The organism is Bradyrhizobium roseum, from assembly GCF_030413175.1.
Taxonomy (GTDB): domain Bacteria; phylum Pseudomonadota; class Alphaproteobacteria; order Rhizobiales; family Xanthobacteraceae; genus Bradyrhizobium; species Bradyrhizobium roseum.
In genome coordinates this window covers 1,420,939-1,443,604 of sequence record NZ_CP129212.1, presented here as the reverse complement: position 1 = coordinate 1,443,604, position 22,666 = coordinate 1,420,939, and the positions used below count along the sequence as shown (strand labels likewise).

The window sequence follows — 22,666 nt, the reverse complement described above, 5'->3', positions numbered from 1 at the left end:
TCATGCCACCGGTTCGCGCGCGAGACCCATGGCCCGCAACGCCGAAGCAAAAGCGGCCAGGCGCTTTTCGCGATAGGCCGCCTGGTCGACGCCCTCATAGTTCATGAAACCCTGCCCGGTCTTCATGCCGATGCGTCCTTCGCGCATATTGGTCGCGATGATCTCGGGCGCGGCGTAACGGCTGTCGCCGAGCGCCTCGACCAGATAGCGGCTGGCGTGATGCAGGATATCGCCGCCGCCCCAGTCGATGAACTCGAGCAGGCCGAGCACCGCGAAGCGGAACCCAAAACCGTAGATCACGGCCTTGTCGATATCCTCCGCCGAAGCCACCCCCTCCTCCACCATACGGGCGGCCTCGTTCATCGCTAGCGACTGGATCCTGGGAACGATGAAGCCCGGCCGCGCCGCGCAGACCACCGGCACCTTGCCGATTCCTTCGAGCAGCGTCTTCATCCGCGCGGTCGTCTCCGGCGCGGTGAGCTTCCCGGGTGACAATTCGATCAGCGGCACGAGATAGGCCGGATTGAGCCAGTGGGCATTGAGAAAGCGGCCGGGATGCTCGACCGATCCGGCGAGATCGTCGACGAGTATCGTCGACGTGGTCGAAGCGATGATCGAACCTTCGCCCGCCAGCTGCGAAGCTTCCGCCAGCGCCGCCTGCTTCAAGCCGAGGATTTCCGGCACGCCCTCGAAGATCACGTCGCAGCGCGGTAACACAGCAGCCGCCTTTTGCCGGGGCGCGATCGTGACCCGCTCGGCGATTGTGGGCACAAGTTCTGCCGGCAGTAGATCGATGCGCGAGAGAATTTCGAGCGTCGAACGGATTTCCGCGCTGGCTTCGGCCGCCAGCGCCTCGAACGCGGCAGCTTCCCGCTCCTTGAAATCGACGATGATCACCTGGTGGCCGGCAAAGGCGAACACCACCGCAATCCCGCGGCCCATCCGGCCGGCGCCGAGGCATCCGATCACCGGCCTCATCGGAAACCCTCGGCGAGATGGTTTTGCAGTGCAGCCCGGTCGAGATCGCCAAGGCCGAGCGAAGCGAGTGTCCGGCCCGTCACCGCAAAATCCTGTCCGGTAATGGCAGAGCCGATCGCGAGGAACGCCTTGACGAGCGGCGTTTGCACGCCCACGAGCGTAGCCACCGAGTCGAAGAACGACAGGCCGAGCCGCAGATCTTCCAGCATGTAGCGATGTTCGAGGAGAACGAGGCGTTCGGACCAGTCGCCGGAATCCGTGAGCTGGTCGTGCGCGTCGCGCGCATACATCCAGGGTTCGCCGTCCTTCGCATAATGGTTGGCCAGCGGAAAATGCGGCCCGCCGTAACCAAGCGCCTCGCGGATGGCGACGCGCTCGGCATCGAGCGCGTCCGTGACGCGGCGAATCGCCGGCTGCGTGCCTTCCTTGTGGATGTCCCACTTCTCAAAATGCTCGATCGGGCCGGCGTTCATGGTGATCAGCGGCGGATGGATGATCGGGCCCGCATTCATCAGCGCGCCTGACAGCGCATCGCCACAGGGTTCGATCGCATTCGGAAAAGCGCGCCCGATCACGTCGAGCGCGTGAGGGGCGAGACGCAACGGAAACACGCCGGTCGGCAGACGCGCGCCCCGGCCCGAGATGCGCACCGCATAAGGTCCCCGCTTGCGCGCGAGCCACGGCAGCGTCCCGGTTTCGGCGGTCGCAATTTCCGCGCGGTTGCCCGCGTCCCTTGCCGCGCGGGCAAAGAGGTAGGAACCGAACGTGCCGGGCGGCAAGAACACCACCTGGCCGTCGCGCAGATGCGGCGCGGCGAGCTCGGCGATGGCCGGCTGGGCAAACGCCGGTGCCGGACACAGGATGAGATCGGCGCCATCGATCGCTTCCGCGATCGCCGACGTGATCTTAGCCGGCCTCGTTTCCCGTTGGCCCGCCCGATCGATGACCGTTATCACGCCGCCCTGCGCGCGATGGGCCTCGACATCATCAGCATTTCGCCGCCACAGCCGGACTTCGTAGCCGGCCAAGGCGAAATCGCCGGCGGCCGCAAACGAACCGTTGCCCCCACCCAATACTGCAATCTTCAAGCTATTCTCCGCTACAGATCCCGCTACGCAGATTATGCCTTGACGTTCTTTTCCTGCCACGCCGCCCAACTCGGGCGATCGATCTGGAACAAGTCGGTGGAGCGCGCATACCAGCCGCTGCCGTGCATACGAGCGATCAGGTGCAGCGCCGGCGTATCGATGTGACAACGCTCCCGGTCCAGAATCACCGCGTCATCGACATGGGCACGGACGATACGGCCGATGACCGCGGTCTGGCGCGGCCCCGTCACTAGCGACGCGAGCACCCGGCACTCGAACGACACTGGCGATTCCGCAATGCGCGGCGGGCGCACCGCCTGCGAGGCGGCCGGCGTCAGTCCTGCGAGCTCGAGTTCGTCGATCTCCGGCGGCGCATCGATGCAGGTGATGTTCATAGCCTCGGCGTTGGCTTCGCCCACGAGGTTCACGACGAATTCCCCGGTATCGAGGATGTTGGCCGCCGTATCCTTGAAGCGCTCCGAGCCTGCCAGCAGTCCGATCGCGACGGTCGGCGGTTCATGCCCCATCACGTTGAAGAAGCTGAACGGCGCGGCATTGATCACGCCGCTCGCGGAGATCGTGGTGACCCAGGCGATCGGCCGCGGCGTCACCGTGGCCGTCAGGATCTTGTAGCGGTTCTGCGCCTCCAGCGTCTCCATGTCGAAGATCATGCCGGCCTCTCAGATCGCCACAACAGGGTGGCGCAGCCGGCCGATGCCGGTGACTTCCGCTTCCACCACGTCGCCCGGCCACAGCCACTCCTGCGGAGAGCGTCCGGCGCCGACGCCCTCGGGCGTGCCGGTCGCGATGATGTCGCCCGGCTCCAGCGTCATCGCGGCCGAAATGTCCGCGATCAGGAGCGGCACCTTGAACAGCATATGGCGGGTGTTGGAGCGCTGCTTCTCCACGCCGTTCACCGTCAGCCAGAGATCAAGCGCGTGCGGATCGGTGATTTCATCCGCCGTGACGATGCACGGTCCGAACGGCGCATAAGTGTCCTGGCCCTTGGAGTAGATCCACTGGCCGGCACGGCGATTGTCCCGGGCGCTGATATCGATCATCACGCTGTAGCCGAACACGAAGCCGAGCGCTTCAGCCTCCGACACCCGCCGCGCGGTCCGTCCCATCACCACCGCAAGCTCGACCTCCCAGTCAAGCTGCTGCGTGATCTTCTTGTTGTGCTGGATCGCTTCGTCCGGCCCGATCACGCTGGTCGGCGGTTTTGAGAAGATGATCGGCTGTTTCGGCACGTCCTTTGCCGTGTCCAGCGCCCGCGACGATTCCGCGACGTGCTCGACATAGTTGAGACCGATGCCAAATATGTTCTTGCGCGGACGCGGTATCGGCGCCAGCAGCCTGACATTCGCCAGCGGCAGTGCGGCGCCTACCGGCCAGTTATCCTTGCCTTCGTTCAAAATTTTCCTGAGGGCCGCCAAGGCGGGCGGCCCCAGATCGATGAACGCGAGCATCGATGAAGGAAGGGGCACCCCGGTATGCTGACCGGCCTCCTCGACGTCCACCACGAGATCGCCGACAATCGCGCCGAGACGGGCAGCAGCCTCAATGGTGCTGCGATAGGTGACAAGACGCACCGAATTTCTCCTAGGCCACGAGCGGCTGGCGGCCGCCATTGTCGCCAAACGCTTCCTCGCGGTAGAGCCCAAGCGCCTGCATGACCGGCAGGTCGTTGAACGTGAACAGGCAGGCGTCCTCGCTGGCCGACGCATTCACGTGCTCATGCCAGGCCCAGGACGGCACGCAAAAGATGTCGCGCTCCTTCCAGTCGAAGCGCTTGCCGTCGATGATCGAGTGACCACTTCCCTTGGCGACCTGATAGATGAAGCTGCCGGTGTGGCGATGCGCGCGCGTGCTTTCGCCTGGGCGAAGCATCTGCATCGATGCGCCGATCGTCTGCATCACCGGACCGCCGGTCACCGGGTTCACATAGTTCATCAGAACGCCGTCATACGGCGATCCATCAGTGGCCTTGGCGTAGCGCTGCAGCGCTTCGTAGGTCGGCCCCCACTCATATTTCAGCAGCGGCGAATATCCCTTGGACCACTCGGCGCCCGCCGGCCGCAGGCCGGGATTGCCCCAGGTGTGGGTCATGTCGTCGACGGGATAGCCGACGCTCTGCTGCAAATTGGGGTGGACCACATAGAAATTGGCTTCCAGCGTGTTGACCAGGGGAATGTCGAGACCGTCCTGCCAGATGCACGGCGTGCCGTCGCCGGAGACGCCGTGCTCGTGCCAAGTGCCGTTCGGCGTCAGCACGAAGTCGTTGGCGCCGAGCGTCATCTTGTGGCCGTCGACGATCGTGTAGGCGCCCTCGCCCTCCATGATGAAGCGAAGCGCGGAAGCCGAGTGGGCATGGGCGGATGCAACCTCGCCCGGATGCATGACCTGCAAGCCGGAATAGAGCCAGCCGACCGCGGCGGCGTAGTCACGCCGGCCGGGATTGTTCAGATAGATGACGCGGCGGCCGGCCTTTTCCGGCGACACCAGTTCGACGGACCGCAGCACGTGGGCGCGGAGGTCCTCGTAGCGCCACAACACAGGGACGGAGGATGATTTCGGCGCCCATGGCTCGATCTTGTTCGCGACCGTCCAGAGCGCCCCCGCTTCCAGTCTTTCAAGTTCGTCGTAATAGGCAAGCAGCTCGGGCGTATCCTCGACATTGGCCCGTCCGGCCACGTCTTCGCGGTGATTTTCACGAGCCTTGGTTGCCATGGCGCCCTCCGTGTGTTGGCATCGCCTTCAGTCCATCTGGTCAGGTATCACCGCGATCGCCTGGATTTCGACTTTCGCGCGGTCCTCGATCAGCCCCGAGACCTGCAGCGCCGTCATCGCCGGGAAGTGCCGGCCTATGACGTCACGATAGACCGTACCGATTTCTTTCAGTCGTGCCGAATATTCCTTACGGTCGAGCATGAACCATGTCATCGACACGATATGCTCGGGCCCGGCACCACCGGCGCGCAAGACGGCGGCAACATTTTTCAGGGTCTGGCTGGTCTGCGCCACCAGATCGTCGGACTCGAACTGGCAATGTTCGTTCCAGCCGATCTGGCCGGCGACGAAGATCATCTTGCCGCGGGCAGCGACGCCGTTCGCGTAACCGATCGGCCTGGCCCAACCGGCCGGCTGCAAGAACTCGAACATATCTCACTCCGCGGCGGCGGATCAAACAACGGGTCGCGCGAATCCGCGATGGCGAGAGTCATCAAGCGCGGCGCGCCCAATAATGTTTCATGGCTAAAATATCGTGTCAAGCAAACCGGCGTGGCGCGTGCGCCGGTGGTCTGTGCATGAAGCCTACGAAATAAGCTGCATGATAGCGGATAAAGGCACGCACGCCGTTTCGAAGCGCCCCATTCCGCAAGTCCGATTGACTTCATTTTTGTTTGATGTCTAAAATTATATCCGGCCGTCCGAAGTTCCCCGCAAGGCCGAGGTGTCGAGCATGGCAGAACGCTCTTTCGCGCGCGAGGTGGAGGACCTGAAGCTCGGCGCCGGCGAGGAATTTCGCGGCGAAGGCATTCTCGCCATTACAAAAGCACTGCTCGAATGCGGCGTCAGCTATGTCGCCGGCTACCAGGGCGCGCCAATCTCGCACCTGATGGACGTGCTGTCCGACGCGCAGGATATCCTTTCCGATCTCGGCGTGCATTTCGAATCCAGCGCCAGCGAGGCGACCGCGGCGGCGACGCTGGCCGCCTCCGTGATGTATCCGATCCGCGGTGCGGTCACCTTCAAGGCCCCGGTCGGCATCAATGTCGCATCCGACGCGCTCGCCAACCTGTCCTCGGGCGGCGTCACCGGTGGCGCGCTCATCATCATCGGCGAGGATTACGGCGAAGGCTCCTCCATCATGCAGGAGCGTTCGCACGCCTTTGCGATGAAGTCGCAGCTCTGGCTGGTCGATCCGCGGCCCAACGTGGCGTCGATCGTGAAGGCCGTGCATGATTCCTTTGAACTATCCGAGGCTTCGAATACGCCCGTGATGCTGGAGGTACGGATACGCGCCTGCCATGTGCATGGCCGCTTTGCCACCCGCGACAATGTACGGCCCAGCTTTCCGCTGTCCCGCGCGCTCGATACGCCGTCGCGCGACACCAACCGCATCGTGCTGCCGCCGGCTTCGTTCCTGCACGAGAAAGAGAAGATCGAGCAGCGCTGGCCGGCTGCCGTCGAATTCATCCATGCGCGCGGCATGAACGAGACGTTCGACGGCGATATCGACGATATCGGCATCATCATGCAGGGCGGCATGTATAACGGCGTCATCACCGCGCTGCGCGAGGCCGGCCTTGCCGATATCTGGGGCGAAACACGCGTCCCGCTCTATGTGATGAACGTGACCTACCCGATCGTCGACCGCGAGGTGATCGAGTTCTGCCGAACCAAGAAGGCGGTGCTGATGGTCGAGGAAGGCCAGCCCGAATTCATCGAGCAGTCGCTGCACAAGATCCTGCGCAACGCGGACATTCCCGCCAGGCTGCACGGCAAGGACGTCTTTCCGATGGCCGGCGAATACACCGCGCAGGTCATGGACGCTGCGATCGGCGCCTTCATCCGCCGCTGGCGATCGGATGTGCTGCCGGCCTCCGCACGGGCACCGAACATCGACCGGGTCGAGGTCGACGACAGGATCCGCGCACTGGCCGACGTGGTGCCGCCGCGGCCGCCGGGCTTCTGCACCGGCTGTCCGGAGCGGCCGATCTTCTCCGCGATGAAACTCGTGGAAAAAGAACTCGGCCCGCACCACATCGCCGCCGATATCGGCTGCCATTTGTTCTCGATCCTGCCGCCGTTCAATATCGGCGCCACGACCATGGGCTACGGGCTCGGCCCCGCGTCGGCTTCCGCCTTCAACGTTCCTGCCAGCAAGCGCTCGATCTCGATGATGGGCGATGGCGGCTTCTGGCACAACGGGCTGACCAGCGGCGTCGGCAACGCCGTCTTCAACCAGCACGACGGCGTCATCGTCGTGGTCGACAATTATTACTCCGCCGCGACCGGCGGCCAGGATATCCCCTCCTCGCGCGCCGACAACCGTTCGCGCTCGACCAAGCATCCGATCGTCGAGGCGGTGAAGGGCGTCGGCGCCAAATGGGTACGCCAGATCGACCGCACCTACGACGTCTCGCACATGCGCGACACGCTGCGCGAGGCGCTGACGACCAAAGAGAAAGGCCCGAAGATCATCGTCGCCTCGTCGGAGTGCATGCTGAACAAGCAGCGCCGCGTGAAGCCGCTGGTGGCGGCCGCCGCCAAGCGCGGCGAACGCGTCGTGCGCGAGCGTTTTGGCGTCGATGAAGACACCTGTTCCGGCGATCACGCCTGCATTCGGTTGTCCGGCTGCCCGTCGCTGTCGGTGAAGCCGACCACAGACCCCTTGAAGGACAACCCGGTCGCCGCCGTCGACAACAGCTGCGTCGGCTGCGGCCATTGCGGCGAGGTCGCCGATGCGGCCGTGCTGTGTCCCTCCTTCTACCGCGCCGACATCGTTTCCAACCCCACCGCGTTCGAAGCGCGTCTCGACCGCATCTGGCGGCGCATGATCGGCGCCCTGCAGCGCTGGCGGGCGGGACGGCGGATCATGTTCCAGCAGGAGACGGCATGAACGTCTCGGTCGCCCCCTCCTCCGTCGCGCTCAGCCAGGCCCGCCCCATTACCGTTGCAGTGCTCGCGATGGGCGGCCAGGGCGGCGGCGTGCTGGTCGACTGGATCGTGGCGCTGGCCGAGCGGCGCGGCTGGTTCGCGCAATCGACCTCGGTGCCCGGCGTCGCCCAGCGCACCGGTGCCACGATCTACTACATCGAGATGATCGCGCCCGACGCCAGCAGGCCGGAACGTCATCCCGTGCTGTCGCTGATGCCGGCGTCCGGCAAGGTCGACATCGTGATCGGCGCCGAATTGATGGAAGCCGGCCGCGCCATCCTGCGCGGGCTGGTCTCGCCCGACCGCACGCTATTGATCGGCTCCTCGCATCGCTCCCTGGCCGTGGTCGAGAAGACCGCGCCCGGCGACGGTACCGCCGACGCCTCGCAGGTCTACGAGGCGGCGAACGTCGCCGCCAACCGCTTCATCGCCTTCGACATGGCCGAGATCGCGGATGCCACCGGCAGCGTGGTGTCCTCGGTGCTGTTCGGCGCGCTCGCAGGCTCCGGCGCCCTGCCCTTCGCGACCGCGGATTTTGAAGCGACGATCCGCGCGGCCGGCGTCGGCGTCGATGCCAGCCTGCGCGCCTTCGCCGCCGGCCGCGAACGGGCCGCCGCCACGCTCGCGCAGGACCCCAAGATCAAGCCCACGGCAAAACCGCCGCTCGCAAAACGCTTTCCGCGCCTCGAACCGATCGGCCACGCCGATTACGACGCACTTGTCGCGCGGGCGCGGCAACTGCCGGAAGCAGTGCACGGCATCGTCGCGGCCGGTCTGCAGCGCGTCGTCGATTATCAGGACGTGGCCTATGGCCGCGAATATCTCGACCGGCTGGAACCGCTGCCGCGCGACGCGACCGGCCTGATGAACGCTTTTGCCAAATATCTCGCGATCGCGATGGCTTATGACGACGTGATCCGCGTCGCGGATCTCAAGACGCGCGCCGGCCGATTTGACCGGGTGCGCCGGGAGGCGCGGGCCGGCGATGACCAGATCCTCGGGATAACCGAATTCTTTCATCCGCGGATCGAGGAAATGGCGGGGCTGTTGCCGCCGTTGCTCGGCGAAAAGGTCGAGCGCAGCGAACGCCTCGCGCGTCTGATCGATCGCGGACGGAGGCTACGCACCACCGCTCCACTGGCGTTCCTGATGCTGTATGGCGTGGCGGGCCTGCGGCGCTTTCGCCGGGGCACGCTGCGGCACGCCCGAGAGATGCGCCATCTCGATCAATGGGCGCAACGTGCCCAAAAATTCGCTGCAAGCGACATCCCGCTCGCGACCGCCGTGTGCGAGGCGCGCCGTCTCGTCGGCGGCTATTCGGACACGCATTCGCGCGGCGAAACGAAATTCGACAAGGTCATGCAGGCGGCCGAGCGTCTGGCCGGCCGGCCCGATGCGGCCGAATGGGTGCAGCGTCTGACCAAGATTGCGCTGAAGGACGCCGACGGTGCCGAGCTCGACGGCGCGTTGCGTACCGTCGAGACACTGTTCGAGGACGCCTGAGGATGGATCAATTCGAGGTCGTGGTGTCGAAGGCCGAGGCGCTCACGCCGCGCATTCGCGAATTCGTGCTGGCGCGCGCCAACGGCGCGCCGATGCCGGGCTGGGCCGCCGGCGCCCATATCGACGTCCATCTGCCCGATGTTGGCCGGCGCTCCTATTCGCTGATCGAGACGGGGTCACCGCGCGCGGCCGCCGAACATCCGACCGCCTATCGCATCGCCGTGCTGCAGGAAAGCAACGGTCGCGGCGGCTCCCGTTTCATGCACGGTCTCAAGACCGGCGATCGCCTGACGATCTCGCCGCCGGCGAACAATTTTCCCCTTGGCGCAGGCACCGGCGAAGTTGCGCTGGTGGCGGGCGGCATCGGCGTCACGCCGCTGCTCGCCATGGCCTGCGAGTTGTGCGCGGCGAAGCGACCGTTCTCGTTCCATTACGCCGGCCGCAGCCGCAGCGAACTCGCCTTTCTCAGCGACATCGAGCGGCTGGCCAGCGCCAACGCGACCATCCATGCCGACGACGAGGCCGGTCGGTTTTTCGATCTCGAGGGCTCGATGACGCGGCTCCCGCGCGACGTACCGCTCTACCTCTGCGGACCGCTGCCGATGATTGAAGCCGCCATTGCACTTGCAAAACAAATGAACTGGCCGCAGGGCCGGCTGCACTTCGAAATCTTCACCGCGCCGGAAGAGAAGTCCGGCGATGCCAGTTTCGAGGTCGAACTCAAGGGCAGCGGACGCGTCTACGAGATTCCCGCCGGGAAGACGATCCTCGACGTGCTGCTCGAGGCCGGCGAAGACCCGATCCATGACTGCAAGCGCGGCGATTGCGGCATCTGCCAAACCACGGTGATCGACGGCATCCCCGATCATCGCGATTACATCCTGAGCGAAAGCGAGAAGGCGTCGAACAAAGTGATGCAGATCTGCATTTCTCGCGCGAAAACCAAACGACTTGTGCTCGACCTGTGAGGAGGAACGCATGACCCGATATGCCGGCAACGCCGCTGCGCTTCGCGCGCTGGTCCGCGACCAGGAGGTTCACCGCGACGTCTATGTCAGCGAAGAGGTGTTCCAGCTTGAAATGGAGCACATCTTCACGAACAGCTGGGTCTATGTCGGCCACGACAGCCAGGTCCCGAATCCCGGCGACTACTTTGGCACCACGATCGGCACGCAGCCGGTGCTGCTCGTACGCCATACCGACGGCAAGGTGCATGTGCTGCACAACCGCTGCCCGCACAAGGGCACGCGCATCACCTCCGAGACCTGCGGCAACACCGGAAAGTTTTTCCGCTGCCCCTACCATGCCTGGAGCTTCAAGACCGACGGCTCGCTGCTCGCGATTCCCTTGAAGAAGGGCTACGAGAATACCGGCTTCGAGCAGAGTCATGCCGCGCCCGGCATGACGCCGGTGCGGCATGTCAGAAACTATCGCGGCTTCGTGTTCGCCAAAATCAATGATGACGGCCTCGATTTCGAGGAGTTTTTTGGCGAAAGCCTGTCCAGTCTCGACAACATGGTCGACCGCTCGCCGGCCGGCCAGCTCAAGGTCGCCGGCGGCGTGCTGCGCTACATGCACAATTGCAATTGGAAGATGCTGGTCGAGAACCAGACCGACACCTGCCATCCGATGGTGGCTCACGAATCCTCCGCGGGCACGGCGGTCGAGGTCTGGAAGAAGGCGCCACCCGGCACCAAGAAGCCGATGGCGGTCGAGATCATCGCGCCCTTCATGAGCCCATACGAGTTCTTCGAGAACATGGGGATCCGGATCTGGGACAACGGCCACGGCCATACCGGCGTGCACCACTCGATCCATTCGGATTATTCGGCGGTGCCCGGCTATTTCGACAAGATGAAAGCCGCCTATGGCGAGGAACGCGCCAAGGCGATCCTGGACGAAAACAGGCACAACACCGTCTATTTCCCTAACATCATGATCAAGGGCCCGATCCAGCTGTTGCGGCAGTTCAAGCCGATCGCGGCGAACAAGACGCTGGTCGAATCCTGGACGTTCCAGCTCGTCGACGCGCCCGACATGCTGCTGGAGCGCACGCTGATGTACAACCGCCTGATCAATGCGCCGACCTCGATCGTCGGCCATGACGACCTCGAAATGTACGAGCGCGCGCAGGAAGGCCTGCACTCGAACGGCAATGAGTGGGTGAACCTGCAGCGCCTTTACAGCCCCGACGAGGCCGGACAGACCAATGTCGCGGTCAACGGGACCAGCGAGTGGCCGATGCGCCACCAGTTCCGCGCCTGGACCAAGTTCATGACCATGGGGATGTGATATGAACATGCTCGCCGAGGCTCCCCAGAAGAATGCGGTTCCGACCGATCAGGAACTGATCGACTTCGTCGTCCGCGAAGCGCGACTGATCGATCAGCAGCGTTTCGACGAATGGCTCGATATGTACGCGGACGACGCCTATTACTGGATGCCGCTGGAATGGAATCAGACCGATCCACGGCTGACCTGCTCACTGATGTACGAGGACAAGCTGTTGCTCTCGATCCGGGTCGAGCGTCTCAAGGGCGCGCGCACCTTCAGCCAGAAACCGAAAAGCCGCTGCCATCATGTGCTGCAGACGCCGCAGGTGGATTCGCGCGACGCCGCCGCCAACAGCTACGTCACCTGGACGCCGATACATTATGTCGAGACGCGCCTGGACGAGCAGGCGCTCTATGCCGCCTGGGTCACGCATCATCTGAGCGTCGAGGACGGCAGGCTCAAGATCAAGCTGAAGCGCGTCGACCTGATCAATTGCGACGCTGCCTTCGGCAATATCCAGCTCTTTATGTGAGGTGAGATGAGCGTGGTCCACCACACGGCGATCGTCAGCGGCGGCAATACCGGCATCGGCGCGGCGATCGCCCGCAACCTCCTCGCCGAGGGCTATGACGTGATCTCGCTGTCGCGGCGCAAGCCCGACTGGAGCCACCCCAAATTCACATCGCACGAAGTCGACCTGCTCGATGCGAGGGCGACGCGGCAGGCGGCCGACGAGATCGCGGCGAAAGTCGCGATCACCCATGTCGTGCACAATGCCGGCGCGATCCGCGCCAAGCTGCTGGAAGAAGTCGCCGACGAGGACGTTGGCGCCTTGGCGCAACTGCATTTCGGCGCGGCGATTGCGCTGGCGCAGGCCGCGCTGCCGTGCATGAAGCAGGCGCGCTTCGGCCGTATCGTGCTGCTGTCCTCGCGCGCCGCGCTGGGCGCCGTCACGCGCACCGTCTATTCGGCCACCAAGGCCGGTATCATCGGCATGGCACGGACCTGGGCGCTCGAGCTGGCTCCTTTCGGCATCACCGTCAATGTCGTGGCCCCCGGTCCGATTGCGGATACCGAGATGTTCGAGAGCGTGATGTCGCCGGAATCCGAACGCGCCAAAAAGCTGGCGCAGTCGATCCCGCTCGGCCGGCTCGGCAAATCCGCCGACGTCGCGCGCGCGGTCAGTTTCTTCAGTTCACCCGATGCCGACTTCATCACCGGGCAAACGTTGTATGTCTGCGGCGGAGCCAGCATCGGATCGATTTCCATTTAGCCGGGCGAGATCACAGCCATGGACGCCACCGTCAAGCGAAAGGCCAGACCCGCGAAAGGCGCGCGCGAGCCGGCATTGCGGCCGGTCGAGCCGACTCACGAATCCGACGGCGCGCATCTGGAACTGCGCATCTGGCTGCGGCTGCTCTCCTGCGCCACCCGGATCGAGAAGGCGCTGAACGCAAAGCTGCGCAAGGAGTTCAACACCACGCTGGCCCGCTTCGACCTTTTGGCGCAACTGGCGCGCAAGCCGGCAGGGGCGACGATGTCCGAGGTCTCCGAACTGCTGATGGTCTCGAACGGCGCCATCACCGCGCTGGTGCAGAAGCTGGAAGCCGACGGCTTGATCCATCGCGAAGTCGATTCCGATGACCGCCGCACCTTTCGTTTGCGCCTGTCGCAGGAAGGCGCCAGGGAGTTCGGCCGGATGGCGCGGCGGCACGAGGAATGGGTGATCGCCCTGATCGGCGAATTGTCACCCGTGGCGCAGTCGGACCTGCTGCAGCATCTGACGTTGCTGAAGCGAAGACTCGACAAACACAGTTGAGCGCTGCCGCGTAAGCGTCTTTGTCGCTCGCCTCACTGGCCCAGGATCGCCTTCACCTCGAGATATTCCTCAAATCCAAAAATCCCGAACTCGCGGCCATTGCCTGATTGCTTGTAGCCGCCAAACGGCAGGCTGCGGTCGAAAGGCGCGCCATTGAGATAGACGCGGCCCGCACGAATGCGGTTGGCGACGGCACGGGCGCGGACGGGATCGGTAGACTGCACGAAGCACGCCAATCCGAACGGCGTATCGTTGGCGATTTCGATCGCCTCATCCTCGCTGTCATAGCTCATGATGGACAGCACGGGACCAAAAATCTCCTCGCGTGCGATCCTCATCTGCGGCGTCACGTCGCCGAACACGGTCGGACGAACATAGTAGCCGCGGTTGAGTTCGGACGGCCGCCCGGTGCCGCCGGCCACCAGCGTCGCCCCTTCGTCCACACCGGACTGGATCAGATCCTGTACTTTTTCGAACTGCACCTGGCTCACCAGCGGGCCCATGGTGGATGCCGGATCGAGGGGATCGCCGAGGCGGATGCTGCCGACCGCCTCGCGCGCCGCCGCAAAGGCCGCGTCCCGCTGGGCGCGGGGGATCAGCATCCGCGTCGGAGACTGGCAGTTCTGGCCGCCATTGGTGTAGCAGGCGTGAACGCCTTCGATCACCGCCTTCTTCAGGTCGGCATCGGCAAGGATGATGTTGGCGGATTTGCCGCCGAGTTCCTGTGCGACGCGCTTGACCGTGTCTGCCGCCAGCTTGGCGACTTTGATGCCGGCCGCCGTCGATCCGGTGAACGACACCATGTCGATCTCGGGATGCGCGGCGATCGCCTCGCCCACGGTGGGCCCGTCGCCATTGACGAGGTTGAAGACCCCAGCCGGAATGCCGGCTTCATCGATGATCTCCGCCAGCAACATCGCGCTGAGCGGCGCGATCTCGCTTGGTTTCAGAACGACGGTGCAGCCGGTGGCGAGTGCCGGTGCTGTCTTGGAGGCGACCTGGTTCAGCGGCCAGTTCCACGGCGTGATCAGTCCGCAGACGCCGATCGGCTCGCGGCGGACGATCCCGTTCCCCATCCGCTCCTCAAAGCTGTAGTTCGTCAGCACGCGCGCGGCTTCCTCGAAGTGAAACAGCGCCACGGTCGCCTGGCGCTGGGTCGCAAAAGTGATCGGCGCGCCCATTTCGAGCGTCATCATCCGCGCCAGTTCCGGCAGGCGCGCCCGAAAACCCCCGATGATCTTCTGTAGCCAGGCCAGCCGCTGTTCGACGCTGGTCACGGAATAGGTCGCGAATGCGCGGCGCGCGGCCTTGGCGGCGCGGTCCACGTCAGCCCGCGAGCCAAGGCTGATTTGCGCAAATGTCTCCTCCGTCGCGGGATTGACGATGCCGAGCGTTGACGGCGTCGCGGGCTCCACCCAGGCGCCGTCAATGTAGAACTTCAACTTTTCCATCGTCCCTCATCCATGACATCCGCGACGTGGTCGTCTTACATCGTGATCTTGGCGGCCTCGATCACGGGGCCCCATTTGGCGCGCTCGCCGTCGATGAACGCCTTCAGGTCTTCCGGCGAACCGCCGACGCCCTGCAGCGAGTTTTGTTCGAGCATGGTCCTGCCCTTGTCGCTGTTGATGAAGGCGTTCACCGCCTTGTTCACCTTGCCCACGATATCGGGCGGCGTGCCGGCGGGAGCGACGACCGCGTACCATGCGGTTGCCTCGAAACCTTTGAACCCTGCTTCCTGTACCGTCGGTACGTCAGGCAATTGCGCGACCCGCTGGCTCGTCGTCACCGCGAGCGCGCGGATCTTGCGGTCGGCGACGAGCTGCAGATAGGTCGGCATGAAATCCATCGCGACGTTGACCTGCCCACCCAGGAGGTCCGTGATCAACGGCGCCGAGCCGCGATAGGGTACATGTGTCATCTCGACGCCGGCGAACTGCTGGATCAGCGCCGAGGTGATGTGACCCAGCGTTCCGTTGCCGGGATGACCGACATTGACCTTGCCGGGGTTCTTCCTCGCGTAGGCGATCAGTTCGGGCAGCGTCCTTGCCGGAAAATCCGTTGTCGCGGTGATGATCATCGGAGACTTGGCGACGAGCACGACCGGGATGAAATCGCGCTCGGAGTCGTAAGCGAGGCCCTTGTACATGAACTTGTTGAGCGCGATCGGCGCCGGCGTTCCGAACAGCCAGGTGTGGCCGTCGGCCGCGGCCTTGGCGACCGCTGTCCCTCCGAGATTGCCGCCCGCGCCTGCGCGATTCTCGACGATGAACTGCTTGCCGAAGTCTTCGCTCAGCGCGTGCGCGACGGCGCGCGCCAGCGTATCGACGGCGGCGCCCGCCGGGAACGGCACGACCAGGGTGACCGGGCGGCTCGGCCACTCCTGCGCGCGAACATCAGGACATGGCGCGATGGCGAGTGCGAGGCCGAGCAGGCCGAAAGACAGCAGGCGCATGTTCCCTCCGATTTGTGCGGGCTCGTGTTGGCCAGCGCTTATTCCGCAGCAAACTTGTCGAGGCCCTTGCGGGCTAGCCATTTGGACAATTCGTCTGCCACGGCTTCGTTGTTGAGATCGGCAAAGGCGATGTGCGTGTTGCCGCGCAGGCCCGCGTCGGGCAGCAGCAACACCTCGCAATCGCCGCCATGGCGGTTGACGATCCCGCAAAAGGTTTTTGCCACTTCGACGGAGGTTTTCCAGATCGGCCGCGTGTCGGTGTAGTCGCCGAACACCATCTGGATCGGAAACCTGGTCAGCTTCTTGAATTCGGCCAGCGGCACCGAATTGGGTCCGTACGGCGCATCCGGCTTCGGCTCGGGCCCCTCGCCCTCAGGGAAAACGAAGCCCGGCGTCTCATAGGCGACGATCCCCTTCATGTTGTCGCTCTTCGCCTTTAGCGCCGAGAGCAGCGCGCGCCAGCCGCCCGCTGAATTGGTGACGGCGATAACGGGGCCGATCTTGTCGATGGCCTGTCCGCCGGCGTCGGCCTGCAGCAGCGCGTTGGCGAGCGTATCGAACTCGTCGTAGCGGGCGCGGGTCGCCTGGTTCCAGGCTTCTGTGTCGGCGGTCGGGAATTGAAGTCCCGAATGCCAGTTCGGATAGGTGATGCCGAAACGCCAGGCGGCGAAATTGCGCTGGTCGAAATAGTCGGGCGTGTAGGTAATCGGCTCGCAGCTCCAATTGGCGCGGCCGACGCGCGGGCCGTCCCAGAGATAGACGGGATATCCCCGGCGCAGGAAAATGCTCTTAAAGCCCTCGCCGCCGTCCCAGCGGTTTTCCCACACCTTCGTGCTGGAACTGTGCCACAGGATCAGGCCAGCGCTGCGCCGCTTTGCAGGGATGAAGTATTCGACATAGCCATGGTCGCAGGAGAGCGTCTGGCCGGGATCGCCGGGCTTGGCGACGATCTTGCCTCCTACCTCATAGGCGCCCGTCGACTCCAGGATGATCGGCTGCTTCTGCGGCTTGCGGGCCTCGTCCGCGAATGCAGGCTGGCCCAGTCCGGCCAGCAACAGCGCCGCTGCCAAAGGCTGCAATCGCCGCCGGTCCTTCGAATGGCTGTCGCGCCTCATCGTCGGCATCCTCCCCAAATTGCGCACGCCGCTTGTCGCGGTCTTTACGCTTGTCTCGGCTCAGGCAGCGTCCTGCGCCGCCTTCTCCCTCACCGGGAGATTCAGAAATTGCGCCGCATTGTCGCTGATGAGTTTTCTGATCGCGGCTCGCGGCATCTGCAGGTCGAGCAGGATCTGAGTTATGCTGCGAAAGCCGTCGACCGGACGCTGCGAATGCTGCAACCCGAGATCGGACGACAGGATGGTATTGTCGATGCCGGCCACCTCGATCAGGTGCGCCAGATCGTCCGGGCTGTACTTCAGCGATTTACCTTCGATGAACATGCAGATCGAATGTTCCATCTTCACGCCTCCCGCCACGAGCTGACGGATATCATTGTCGTTACAGCCGACGATGTAGGTCGGATGATTGACCATCATCTTCTTGACGCCGCGCCGCGCCGCTTCGTCGAACAGGATGTGCAGCTCGCTGGCCGGCAAATGGCCACCCGCCAGAATGATATCCGCCTCGGCAATGAGATCGATGACCTTCTTGGTGTCGTCCGTCAGTCCGCCGCTGGCGTCGAGCGCCGAAAGCGGGATCGGGTCGAGCATTTTCTGCGCGGTCTTTGGAAAGGTCGAATTTCCCGCCGCCATCGCCTTTATATGGTTCGCGGCCGAGAGCGTCGGCATCCAGACGATTTTTGCGCCGAGCTTGATGGCGTGGTCGACGGCGTGCGGGTTGATGCCGCCGGATGCATTGTTCAGCGCGATTCCCGAATACAGTTTGACATTGGTTTCGGGGAACAGCTTCTCCAGCAGGATCGCATGCGCCATGCCGGCATAGAAGTGGTCCTTGTAGAGCACGGCGCGGAATTTCGCGGCCGCCGCATCGAGCAGCTCCTCGTGATGATCGAGGATGCGCGGCATCGCCGCCGGGCCGCTATGGCAATGCAGATCGATCGCCCCGACCAGCAGTTCAGCAACCTCCTCCGGGCGCGACAGCGGCGGCAACGGCACGGTGGTCGGATAGGACGCTTGCTTGTCGGCCATGGTGAAAACCCTTCTCGTTGCGTGTCAGGCCGCAGACTTGTCCGCCGGCGCTGGCGCGGGCATCGGATAATCCGCCTCGTTCAGCACCCAGCCGGGTTTTGACGAGAAATCCATCCGCGGCGGACAGAAGATGTCGACGAGGATATTCAGCTTGGGATCCATCGCCTGCGAAGTGTGAATCGACGGCGGCGGGATCACCGCGATGGATGGCGATCCGCAAGCCTCGTGATCGTCGGCGCGCCACTGTGCCATGTCGGTCGTCCATGGCCAACGCAGGTGGTGAACGAAGGTGCCGGCCAGCGCCAGCGAGCATTGCTCGAAATCGTCGTGATGGTGCGGCGACATCTTGCTCGGATCGCGGGGCCCCAGTTTCGGATCGAGGAAGTTCACCATGAAGGTCGAGCAGCGGAAGATGCGACCAAACCTGCCGGGCGTCGCCGCAACGTCCAGACTGTAGGTTCGGATCTGTCTCCCCCCGCTCGCCTCCGGCCACGGCTCGAACGGCGGCAGGTTCGGATGCGGTGTCGCGTAGGATGCCGCATTAGAGCACAGACTTGCGAGATCTTCCGATCGCGTCGTCATCATGCGCACGACCTTGGCGGCGCCGAGCAGCGTGACCGAGCTCGCGCCCGCCGGCACGAAGCTGATGGAATGGCCGCTGACGGTCTTGCGCTCGTTGCCCCAGACGATTTCGGCGCCAGCTCCGGGATCGGGAAGCAGCACGACATATTCGTCGGGCTGGTCGCTCCGGCTCAGCACCGCCCCCTTGTCGGCGTCGCTATAGGCGATGATGAAATTCTGCCCGCGGGCGTACCAGGTGCGCGCGCCGTCGCGATTCTCGGCCGGTGCGGTCTCATAGAATTTCGCATACTCCGCGCCGGCGAATTGCGTGGCGGCGGGCTTTGTGCCAACCGGCGTGGCAGCCAGCGCCGCGCGGGGATCAGTGCTGTGGTACATGCTGTTCATCCGTAATCTGAACGAGGGTCTTGAACTCGGTGAGGGTTTGGGTCGCAGCCCGGCGCATCAGGCCCTGGTCGGAAGAGACGATGAAGGCGCTGGCGCCGAGGACCACAAAATCCTTGGCTTCCGCCGCGCTGGCGACCATCACGCAGACCGGCTTGGCAGCTTTCTTCGCCGCCGCGATGATCCTGATCACCGCGTCCTTGACGGATGCATCCGCCGACGATTTGGCACCGAGGGCAACAGTGAGATCACCACGGCCGATGAAGAAGCCATCGATGCCGTCGACGGCGGCGATGTCGTCGATCTGGTCGAGAGCTTCCGGATCCTCGATCATGGCGATCGCGCAGACGGATGCGTCCTGTTCGTCGACCAGAGACCACATCGGCGTGCCGCCATAGCCCCCCGCGCGGGCCGAGCCGGAATAGCCGCGCCGTCCGCCGCGGTAGCGCGCTGCGGCGGCAACCGCGCGCGCCTTCTCGACAGTCGCGACATGAGGCACCAGCACACCGGCGGCGCCGCAATCCAGGCAGGAGAGGATCTTTGCTGGATCGTCCGACGACACCCGCACGATGCCGGCGAGGTTGCTGGCGCGCGCGGCCAGCAGCATGACATCGGTCATCGCGCGGTCGATCGGCGCGTGCTCCTCGTCGATCACGACGAAATCATAGCCGAGCGCACCGAGGATTTCGGTCGCATGCGTGGTGGGCGTCTTGATGAACGAGCCGACGACCGTCTGCCGCGCGGAGAAGCGTCGGCGGAACGACGAAAAATGCGGCCTGACGGCGTCTCCGGACACGGCTGTTCCTCCCCGCCATCTGCCCGGGGCCGTCCATAGAAGACCGGCTCCGGCGTGGCTTGGCGAAAACCATTGCAGGCCGCCCGCCGGTGGGCCATAGCTATTCTGGCATGTTCCACCAGGTGGAATAGAGGATATGCCGCTCAGATCCGATACTGTCGAAGCCGCCTCCCGGACCCTGCTGCTGCTGGAGGAGCTCAACCGCCACCGCGTCACCTCGATCGATCGCCTGCACCGGGCGACGGGCCTGCCGAAATCGACGGTTGTGCGGCTGATGAAGTCGCTATGCGCGATGGGCTATGCCGCCAACGACCGGCGGCAAGGCGGCTACGCGGTCGCCTCGCGGGTCAAATCGCTGAGCAACGGCTTTCACGGCGATCCGCTTGTGGTTGAAGCCGCGCGTCCGTGGGCCCTCGCCTTCACGCGGCAATATCACTGGCCGATCGCCATCGCCGTGCTCGACGGAAATTCTGTCATTATCCGCTTCAGCACCATTCCGGATAGCCCGGTCTCGCCCTTTCACGCCACCCTCAACACGCATCTCAGCCTGCTCGGGCGCGCGCTGGGGCGGGCCTATTTGGCCTTCTGCCCCGTAAGCGAGCGGTCGATGCTGCTCGACATGCTGGCGCGGTCGCAGGAGCCCGAGGACAAACTCGCCGCCGATCGCAAGCGGGCGCTGGGCTTGCTGGCTACGATCCGCAAGCAGGGCTTTGCCGAACGCGACCCGATGGTCGAGCCGCGCTCGTCCGGCACGATAGCCGTTCCCATCATCGTCAACCGGCGCGTGCTCGCCACCGTCGGCATGACGTACTTCACCTCGGCGCTCGACCGCACCGACGTGGTCCAGCGCTACGTTCCCCTCGTGCAGACGTTGGCCGACAATATCGCCGCAAGCGTATCGTCGCTGCAGCAATAGCGGCTGGACCGTGACGGGATCCCGCCTTGACGATCCCGAGCAATTCCGAAACCCTGCGCCCTTCCGAAGATCGATTTTGCCGCTCCGCCCTCGCCAGCGAATAGGACCAATAGACGTGTTCAAGAAGCCAATGGGCGCCGGAACTGGCATTGCTATTGCTTGGGAGCGACAGCCGTGCAAGTAGAAGGCCCAGTATGATCCGCGTGTTACTCGATCGAATTTACCTTTTCTCCGGCTATCTCGCCGGACTTTTCCTGATTGCAATTTTCGTACTGATGCTGCTGCTCTCGGGCGGCCGTCCGCTCGGCATCAATATTCCCGCAGGCGACGATTTCATCTCCTGGTGCATGGCGGCGACCGCCTTTCTCGGGCTCGCGCACACGTTCAAGCATGGCGAGATGATCCGCGTCGGCCTCCTGATCGACCGCCTCAACGACCGCGTCCGCCATTACGTCGAGATCGCCGCCCTCCTCGTCGGCGTCGGCTTCATCGGCTTTTTCGCCTGGCACGCCTCTGTCATGACCTGGCAGTCATGGAAATTCTTCGACATTTCGCAGGGCGTGATCGCGGTGCCGCTGTGGATTCCGCAGCTCGGCTATAGCGGCGGACTCGTCATTCTCTTGATCGCGTTCGTCGATGAGTTGATCCATGTCCTGCGCGGTCACCCGCCGCGCTACGAATTGCCGAAGCCGCAGAGCGCCGAGGAAATCGTCGAACGCGCCATGCAGAGCGGGGTCTGACATGGAACTGCTTTCCATCGCGGCGATCCTGCTCGGATTCCTGGCGCTGCTGCTCGGCGGCGGCGTCTGGATCGCCGTTGCCCTGATGGCGACGGGATGGGCCGGCATGCAGTTCGCCGGCGGCGCCATTCCGGCGGGCAGCGTGCTGGCGACGACGGTCTGGGGCAACAGCGCGTCGTGGTCGCTGGCGGCCTTGCCGCTCTTCATCTGGATGGGCGAGATCCTGTTCCGCACGCGGCTGTCGGAGGAAATGTTTCGCGGATTTGCGCCCTGGCTGAACTGGCTGCCGGGCCGGCTGATGCACGTCAACGTGCTCGCTTGCGGCGTGTTCGGTTCGGTGTCGGGCTCGTCGGCCGCGACCTGCGCCACGGTCGCCAAGATCGCCCTGCCGGAATTGAAGAAGCGTGGCTATGACGAGAACCTGAGCCTCGGTTCGCTGGCGGGCGCCGGCACGCTCGGCATTCTCATTCCGCCGTCGATCACCATGGTGGTCTACGCCGTGCAGGCCAACGTCTCCATCATTCAGGTTTTCCTTGCCGGATTCCTGCCGGGCATGCTCGTGATGGTACTGTATTCCGGCTACATTGCGATCTGGTCGCTCGCCAATCCAAAACTCACGCCGCCGGCCGAACCGCCGATGAGCCTGCGCCAGCGGATTTCAGAATCGCTCAACCTCATTCCCTGCCTGCTGCTGATCGTTTTCGTGTTTCTGTCGCTGCTGATGGGCTGGGCGACGGCGACGGAATGCGCGGCCTGGGGCGTGCTGGGCTCGCTCGCGATCGCATGGTGGCAGGGTTCGCTGAGCTGGGAATCGTTCTGGGCGAGCGTGATGGGCGCCACCCGGGTCAATTGCATGATCCTGTTGATCCTGGCCGGCGCCTCCTACATGGGCACATCGATGGCCTATACCGGCATTCCGCTGGCGCTCGCGAACTGGGTGAACGGCCTGCAGCTCAGCCCCTATGCGCTGATCGCGGCGTTGACCGTGATGTACATCGTGCTTGGCACGGCGCTGGACGGCATTTCCATGATCGTGCTGACCACCGCCATCGTAATCCCGATGGTGAAGCAGGCCGGCTTCGATCTGGTCTGGTTCGGCATTTTCCTGGTGCTGGTGGTGGAGATGGCGGAGGTCTCGCCGCCGGTCGGCTTCAATCTGTTCGTGCTGCAGACCATGAGCGGCAAGGATTCCAACACGGTCGCCAAGGCCGCCTTGCCGTTCTTCTTTTTGCTCGTTCTGGCGGTTGCCATCATCACGGTCTTTCCTGCTATCGTGATGGTGTTGCCGCAGATGGCGTTTCCCGGCTAGAGAAAGGTATTTTC

Annotated in this window: 22 protein-coding genes; 10 read left to right on the top strand and 12 right to left on the bottom strand. The window is 64.2% G+C overall.

Features of this window, described 5'->3' with window-relative positions; translation table 11 throughout:
• Genes QUH67_RS06770 through QUH67_RS06745 form a run of 6 tightly spaced genes read right to left on the bottom strand, consistent with a single transcriptional unit; the run spans position 1 to position 5,228 of the window.
• On the bottom strand, positions 1–978 hold the full coding sequence (locus QUH67_RS06770; RefSeq protein WP_300945904.1) for a 3-hydroxybutyryl-CoA dehydrogenase: 978 nt from the start codon (positions 976–978) through the stop codon (positions 1–3).
• Positions 975–2,066, bottom strand: coding sequence for an NAD/NADP-dependent octopine/nopaline dehydrogenase family protein (locus QUH67_RS06765; protein WP_300945903.1), 1,092 nt, complete (start codon positions 2,064–2,066; stop codon positions 975–977). Before QUH67_RS06765 ends, QUH67_RS06770 begins: the two co-directional genes overlap by 4 nt.
• A 32-nt stretch (positions 2,067–2,098) precedes the next feature.
• Positions 2,099–2,737 (bottom strand): flavin reductase family protein, encoded by a 639-nt coding sequence (locus QUH67_RS06760; RefSeq protein ID WP_300945902.1) that lies wholly within the window; start codon positions 2,735–2,737, stop codon positions 2,099–2,101.
• Positions 2,738–2,746: 9 nt separating this feature from the next.
• On the bottom strand, positions 2,747–3,658 hold the full coding sequence (locus QUH67_RS06755) for a fumarylacetoacetate hydrolase family protein (RefSeq protein ID WP_300945901.1): 912 nt from the start codon (positions 3,656–3,658) through the stop codon (positions 2,747–2,749).
• A gap of 10 nt (positions 3,659–3,668) precedes the next feature.
• Positions 3,669–4,796, bottom strand: coding sequence for a cupin domain-containing protein (locus QUH67_RS06750; protein ID WP_300945900.1), 1,128 nt, complete (start codon positions 4,794–4,796; stop codon positions 3,669–3,671).
• 27 nt (positions 4,797–4,823) lie between these two features.
• Positions 4,824–5,228, bottom strand: a complete 405-nt coding sequence (locus QUH67_RS06745; protein ID WP_300945899.1) for a RidA family protein — start codon at positions 5,226–5,228, stop codon at positions 4,824–4,826.
• A gap of 301 nt (positions 5,229–5,529) precedes the next feature.
• Between QUH67_RS06745 and QUH67_RS06740 the strand changes: the two genes are divergently transcribed.
• From QUH67_RS06740 to QUH67_RS06710, 7 genes are read left to right on the top strand one after another with little or no spacing between them, the layout of a single operon-like run.
• Entirely contained in the window at positions 5,530–7,692 is a 2,163-nt protein-coding gene (locus tag QUH67_RS06740) for an indolepyruvate ferredoxin oxidoreductase subunit alpha (protein WP_300945897.1), read from the top strand.
• Entirely contained in the window at positions 7,689–9,233 is a 1,545-nt protein-coding gene (locus QUH67_RS06735) for an indolepyruvate oxidoreductase subunit beta family protein (RefSeq protein ID WP_300945896.1), read from the top strand. The genes QUH67_RS06740 and QUH67_RS06735 overlap by 4 nt, the downstream gene beginning before the upstream one ends.
• A 2-nt stretch (positions 9,234–9,235) precedes the next feature.
• Positions 9,236–10,201, top strand: coding sequence for a PDR/VanB family oxidoreductase (locus QUH67_RS06730; RefSeq protein ID WP_300945895.1), 966 nt, complete (start codon positions 9,236–9,238; stop codon positions 10,199–10,201).
• A 10-nt stretch (positions 10,202–10,211) separates the two neighbouring features.
• A complete protein-coding gene (locus tag QUH67_RS06725; protein ID WP_300945893.1) occupies positions 10,212–11,525 on the top strand; it encodes an aromatic ring-hydroxylating dioxygenase subunit alpha in 1,314 nt (437 codons plus the stop codon).
• A 1-nt stretch (position 11,526) separates the two neighbouring features.
• Positions 11,527–12,039 carry an aromatic-ring-hydroxylating dioxygenase subunit beta gene (locus tag QUH67_RS06720; RefSeq protein WP_300945892.1) on the top strand — a complete coding sequence of 171 codons (513 nt, stop codon included), beginning with the start codon at positions 11,527–11,529 and terminating at the stop codon, positions 12,037–12,039.
• Positions 12,040–12,045: 6 nt separating this feature from the next.
• Complete coding sequence (locus QUH67_RS06715; protein ID WP_300945891.1) at positions 12,046–12,780, top strand: SDR family NAD(P)-dependent oxidoreductase; 735 nt, start codon at positions 12,046–12,048, stop codon at positions 12,778–12,780.
• Positions 12,781–12,798: 18 nt separating this feature from the next.
• On the top strand, positions 12,799–13,326 hold the full coding sequence (locus tag QUH67_RS06710) for a MarR family winged helix-turn-helix transcriptional regulator (RefSeq protein ID WP_300945890.1): 528 nt from the start codon (positions 12,799–12,801) through the stop codon (positions 13,324–13,326).
• Positions 13,327–13,358: 32 nt separating this feature from the next.
• On the opposite strand, the gene QUH67_RS06705 is transcribed toward QUH67_RS06710, so the two are convergent.
• Genes QUH67_RS06705 through QUH67_RS06680 form a run of 6 tightly spaced genes read right to left on the bottom strand, consistent with a single transcriptional unit; the run spans position 13,359 to position 19,687 of the window.
• Positions 13,359–14,777, bottom strand: a complete 1,419-nt coding sequence (locus QUH67_RS06705; RefSeq protein ID WP_300945888.1) for an aldehyde dehydrogenase family protein — start codon at positions 14,775–14,777, stop codon at positions 13,359–13,361.
• 35 nt (positions 14,778–14,812) lie between these two features.
• Positions 14,813–15,781: a Bug family tripartite tricarboxylate transporter substrate binding protein gene (locus tag QUH67_RS06700; protein WP_300945887.1), complete on the bottom strand. Its 969-nt coding sequence runs from the start codon at positions 15,779–15,781 to the stop codon at positions 14,813–14,815.
• A gap of 38 nt (positions 15,782–15,819) precedes the next feature.
• Entirely contained in the window at positions 15,820–16,896 is a 1,077-nt protein-coding gene (locus QUH67_RS06695) for an alpha/beta hydrolase (protein WP_300945886.1), read from the bottom strand.
• A 60-nt stretch (positions 16,897–16,956) separates the two neighbouring features.
• Complete coding sequence (locus tag QUH67_RS06690; RefSeq protein ID WP_300945885.1) at positions 16,957–17,928, bottom strand: DUF6282 family protein; 972 nt, start codon at positions 17,926–17,928, stop codon at positions 16,957–16,959.
• 24 nt (positions 17,929–17,952) lie between these two features.
• Positions 17,953–18,885, bottom strand: coding sequence for a cupin domain-containing protein (locus tag QUH67_RS06685; RefSeq protein WP_300945884.1), 933 nt, complete (start codon positions 18,883–18,885; stop codon positions 17,953–17,955).
• Entirely contained in the window at positions 18,869–19,687 is an 819-nt protein-coding gene (locus QUH67_RS06680; RefSeq protein WP_300945882.1) for an HpcH/HpaI aldolase family protein, read from the bottom strand. The genes QUH67_RS06685 and QUH67_RS06680 overlap by 17 nt, the downstream gene beginning before the upstream one ends.
• Positions 19,688–19,823: 136 nt before the next feature.
• Between QUH67_RS06680 and QUH67_RS06675 the strand changes: the two genes are divergently transcribed.
• The 3 genes from QUH67_RS06675 to QUH67_RS06665 all read left to right on the top strand — a co-directional run bounded on the left by QUH67_RS06675 (position 19,824) and on the right by QUH67_RS06665 (position 22,652).
• Positions 19,824–20,603, top strand: coding sequence for a DNA-binding transcriptional regulator (locus QUH67_RS06675; protein WP_300945881.1), 780 nt, complete (start codon positions 19,824–19,826; stop codon positions 20,601–20,603).
• Positions 20,604–20,797: 194 nt separating this feature from the next.
• A complete protein-coding gene (locus QUH67_RS06670) occupies positions 20,798–21,343 on the top strand; it encodes a TRAP transporter small permease (RefSeq protein WP_300945880.1) in 546 nt (181 codons plus the stop codon).
• A gap of 1 nt (position 21,344) precedes the next feature.
• Positions 21,345–22,652, top strand: coding sequence for a TRAP transporter large permease (locus tag QUH67_RS06665; RefSeq protein ID WP_300945879.1), 1,308 nt, complete (start codon positions 21,345–21,347; stop codon positions 22,650–22,652).
• Positions 22,653–22,666: the final 14 nt, after the last annotated feature.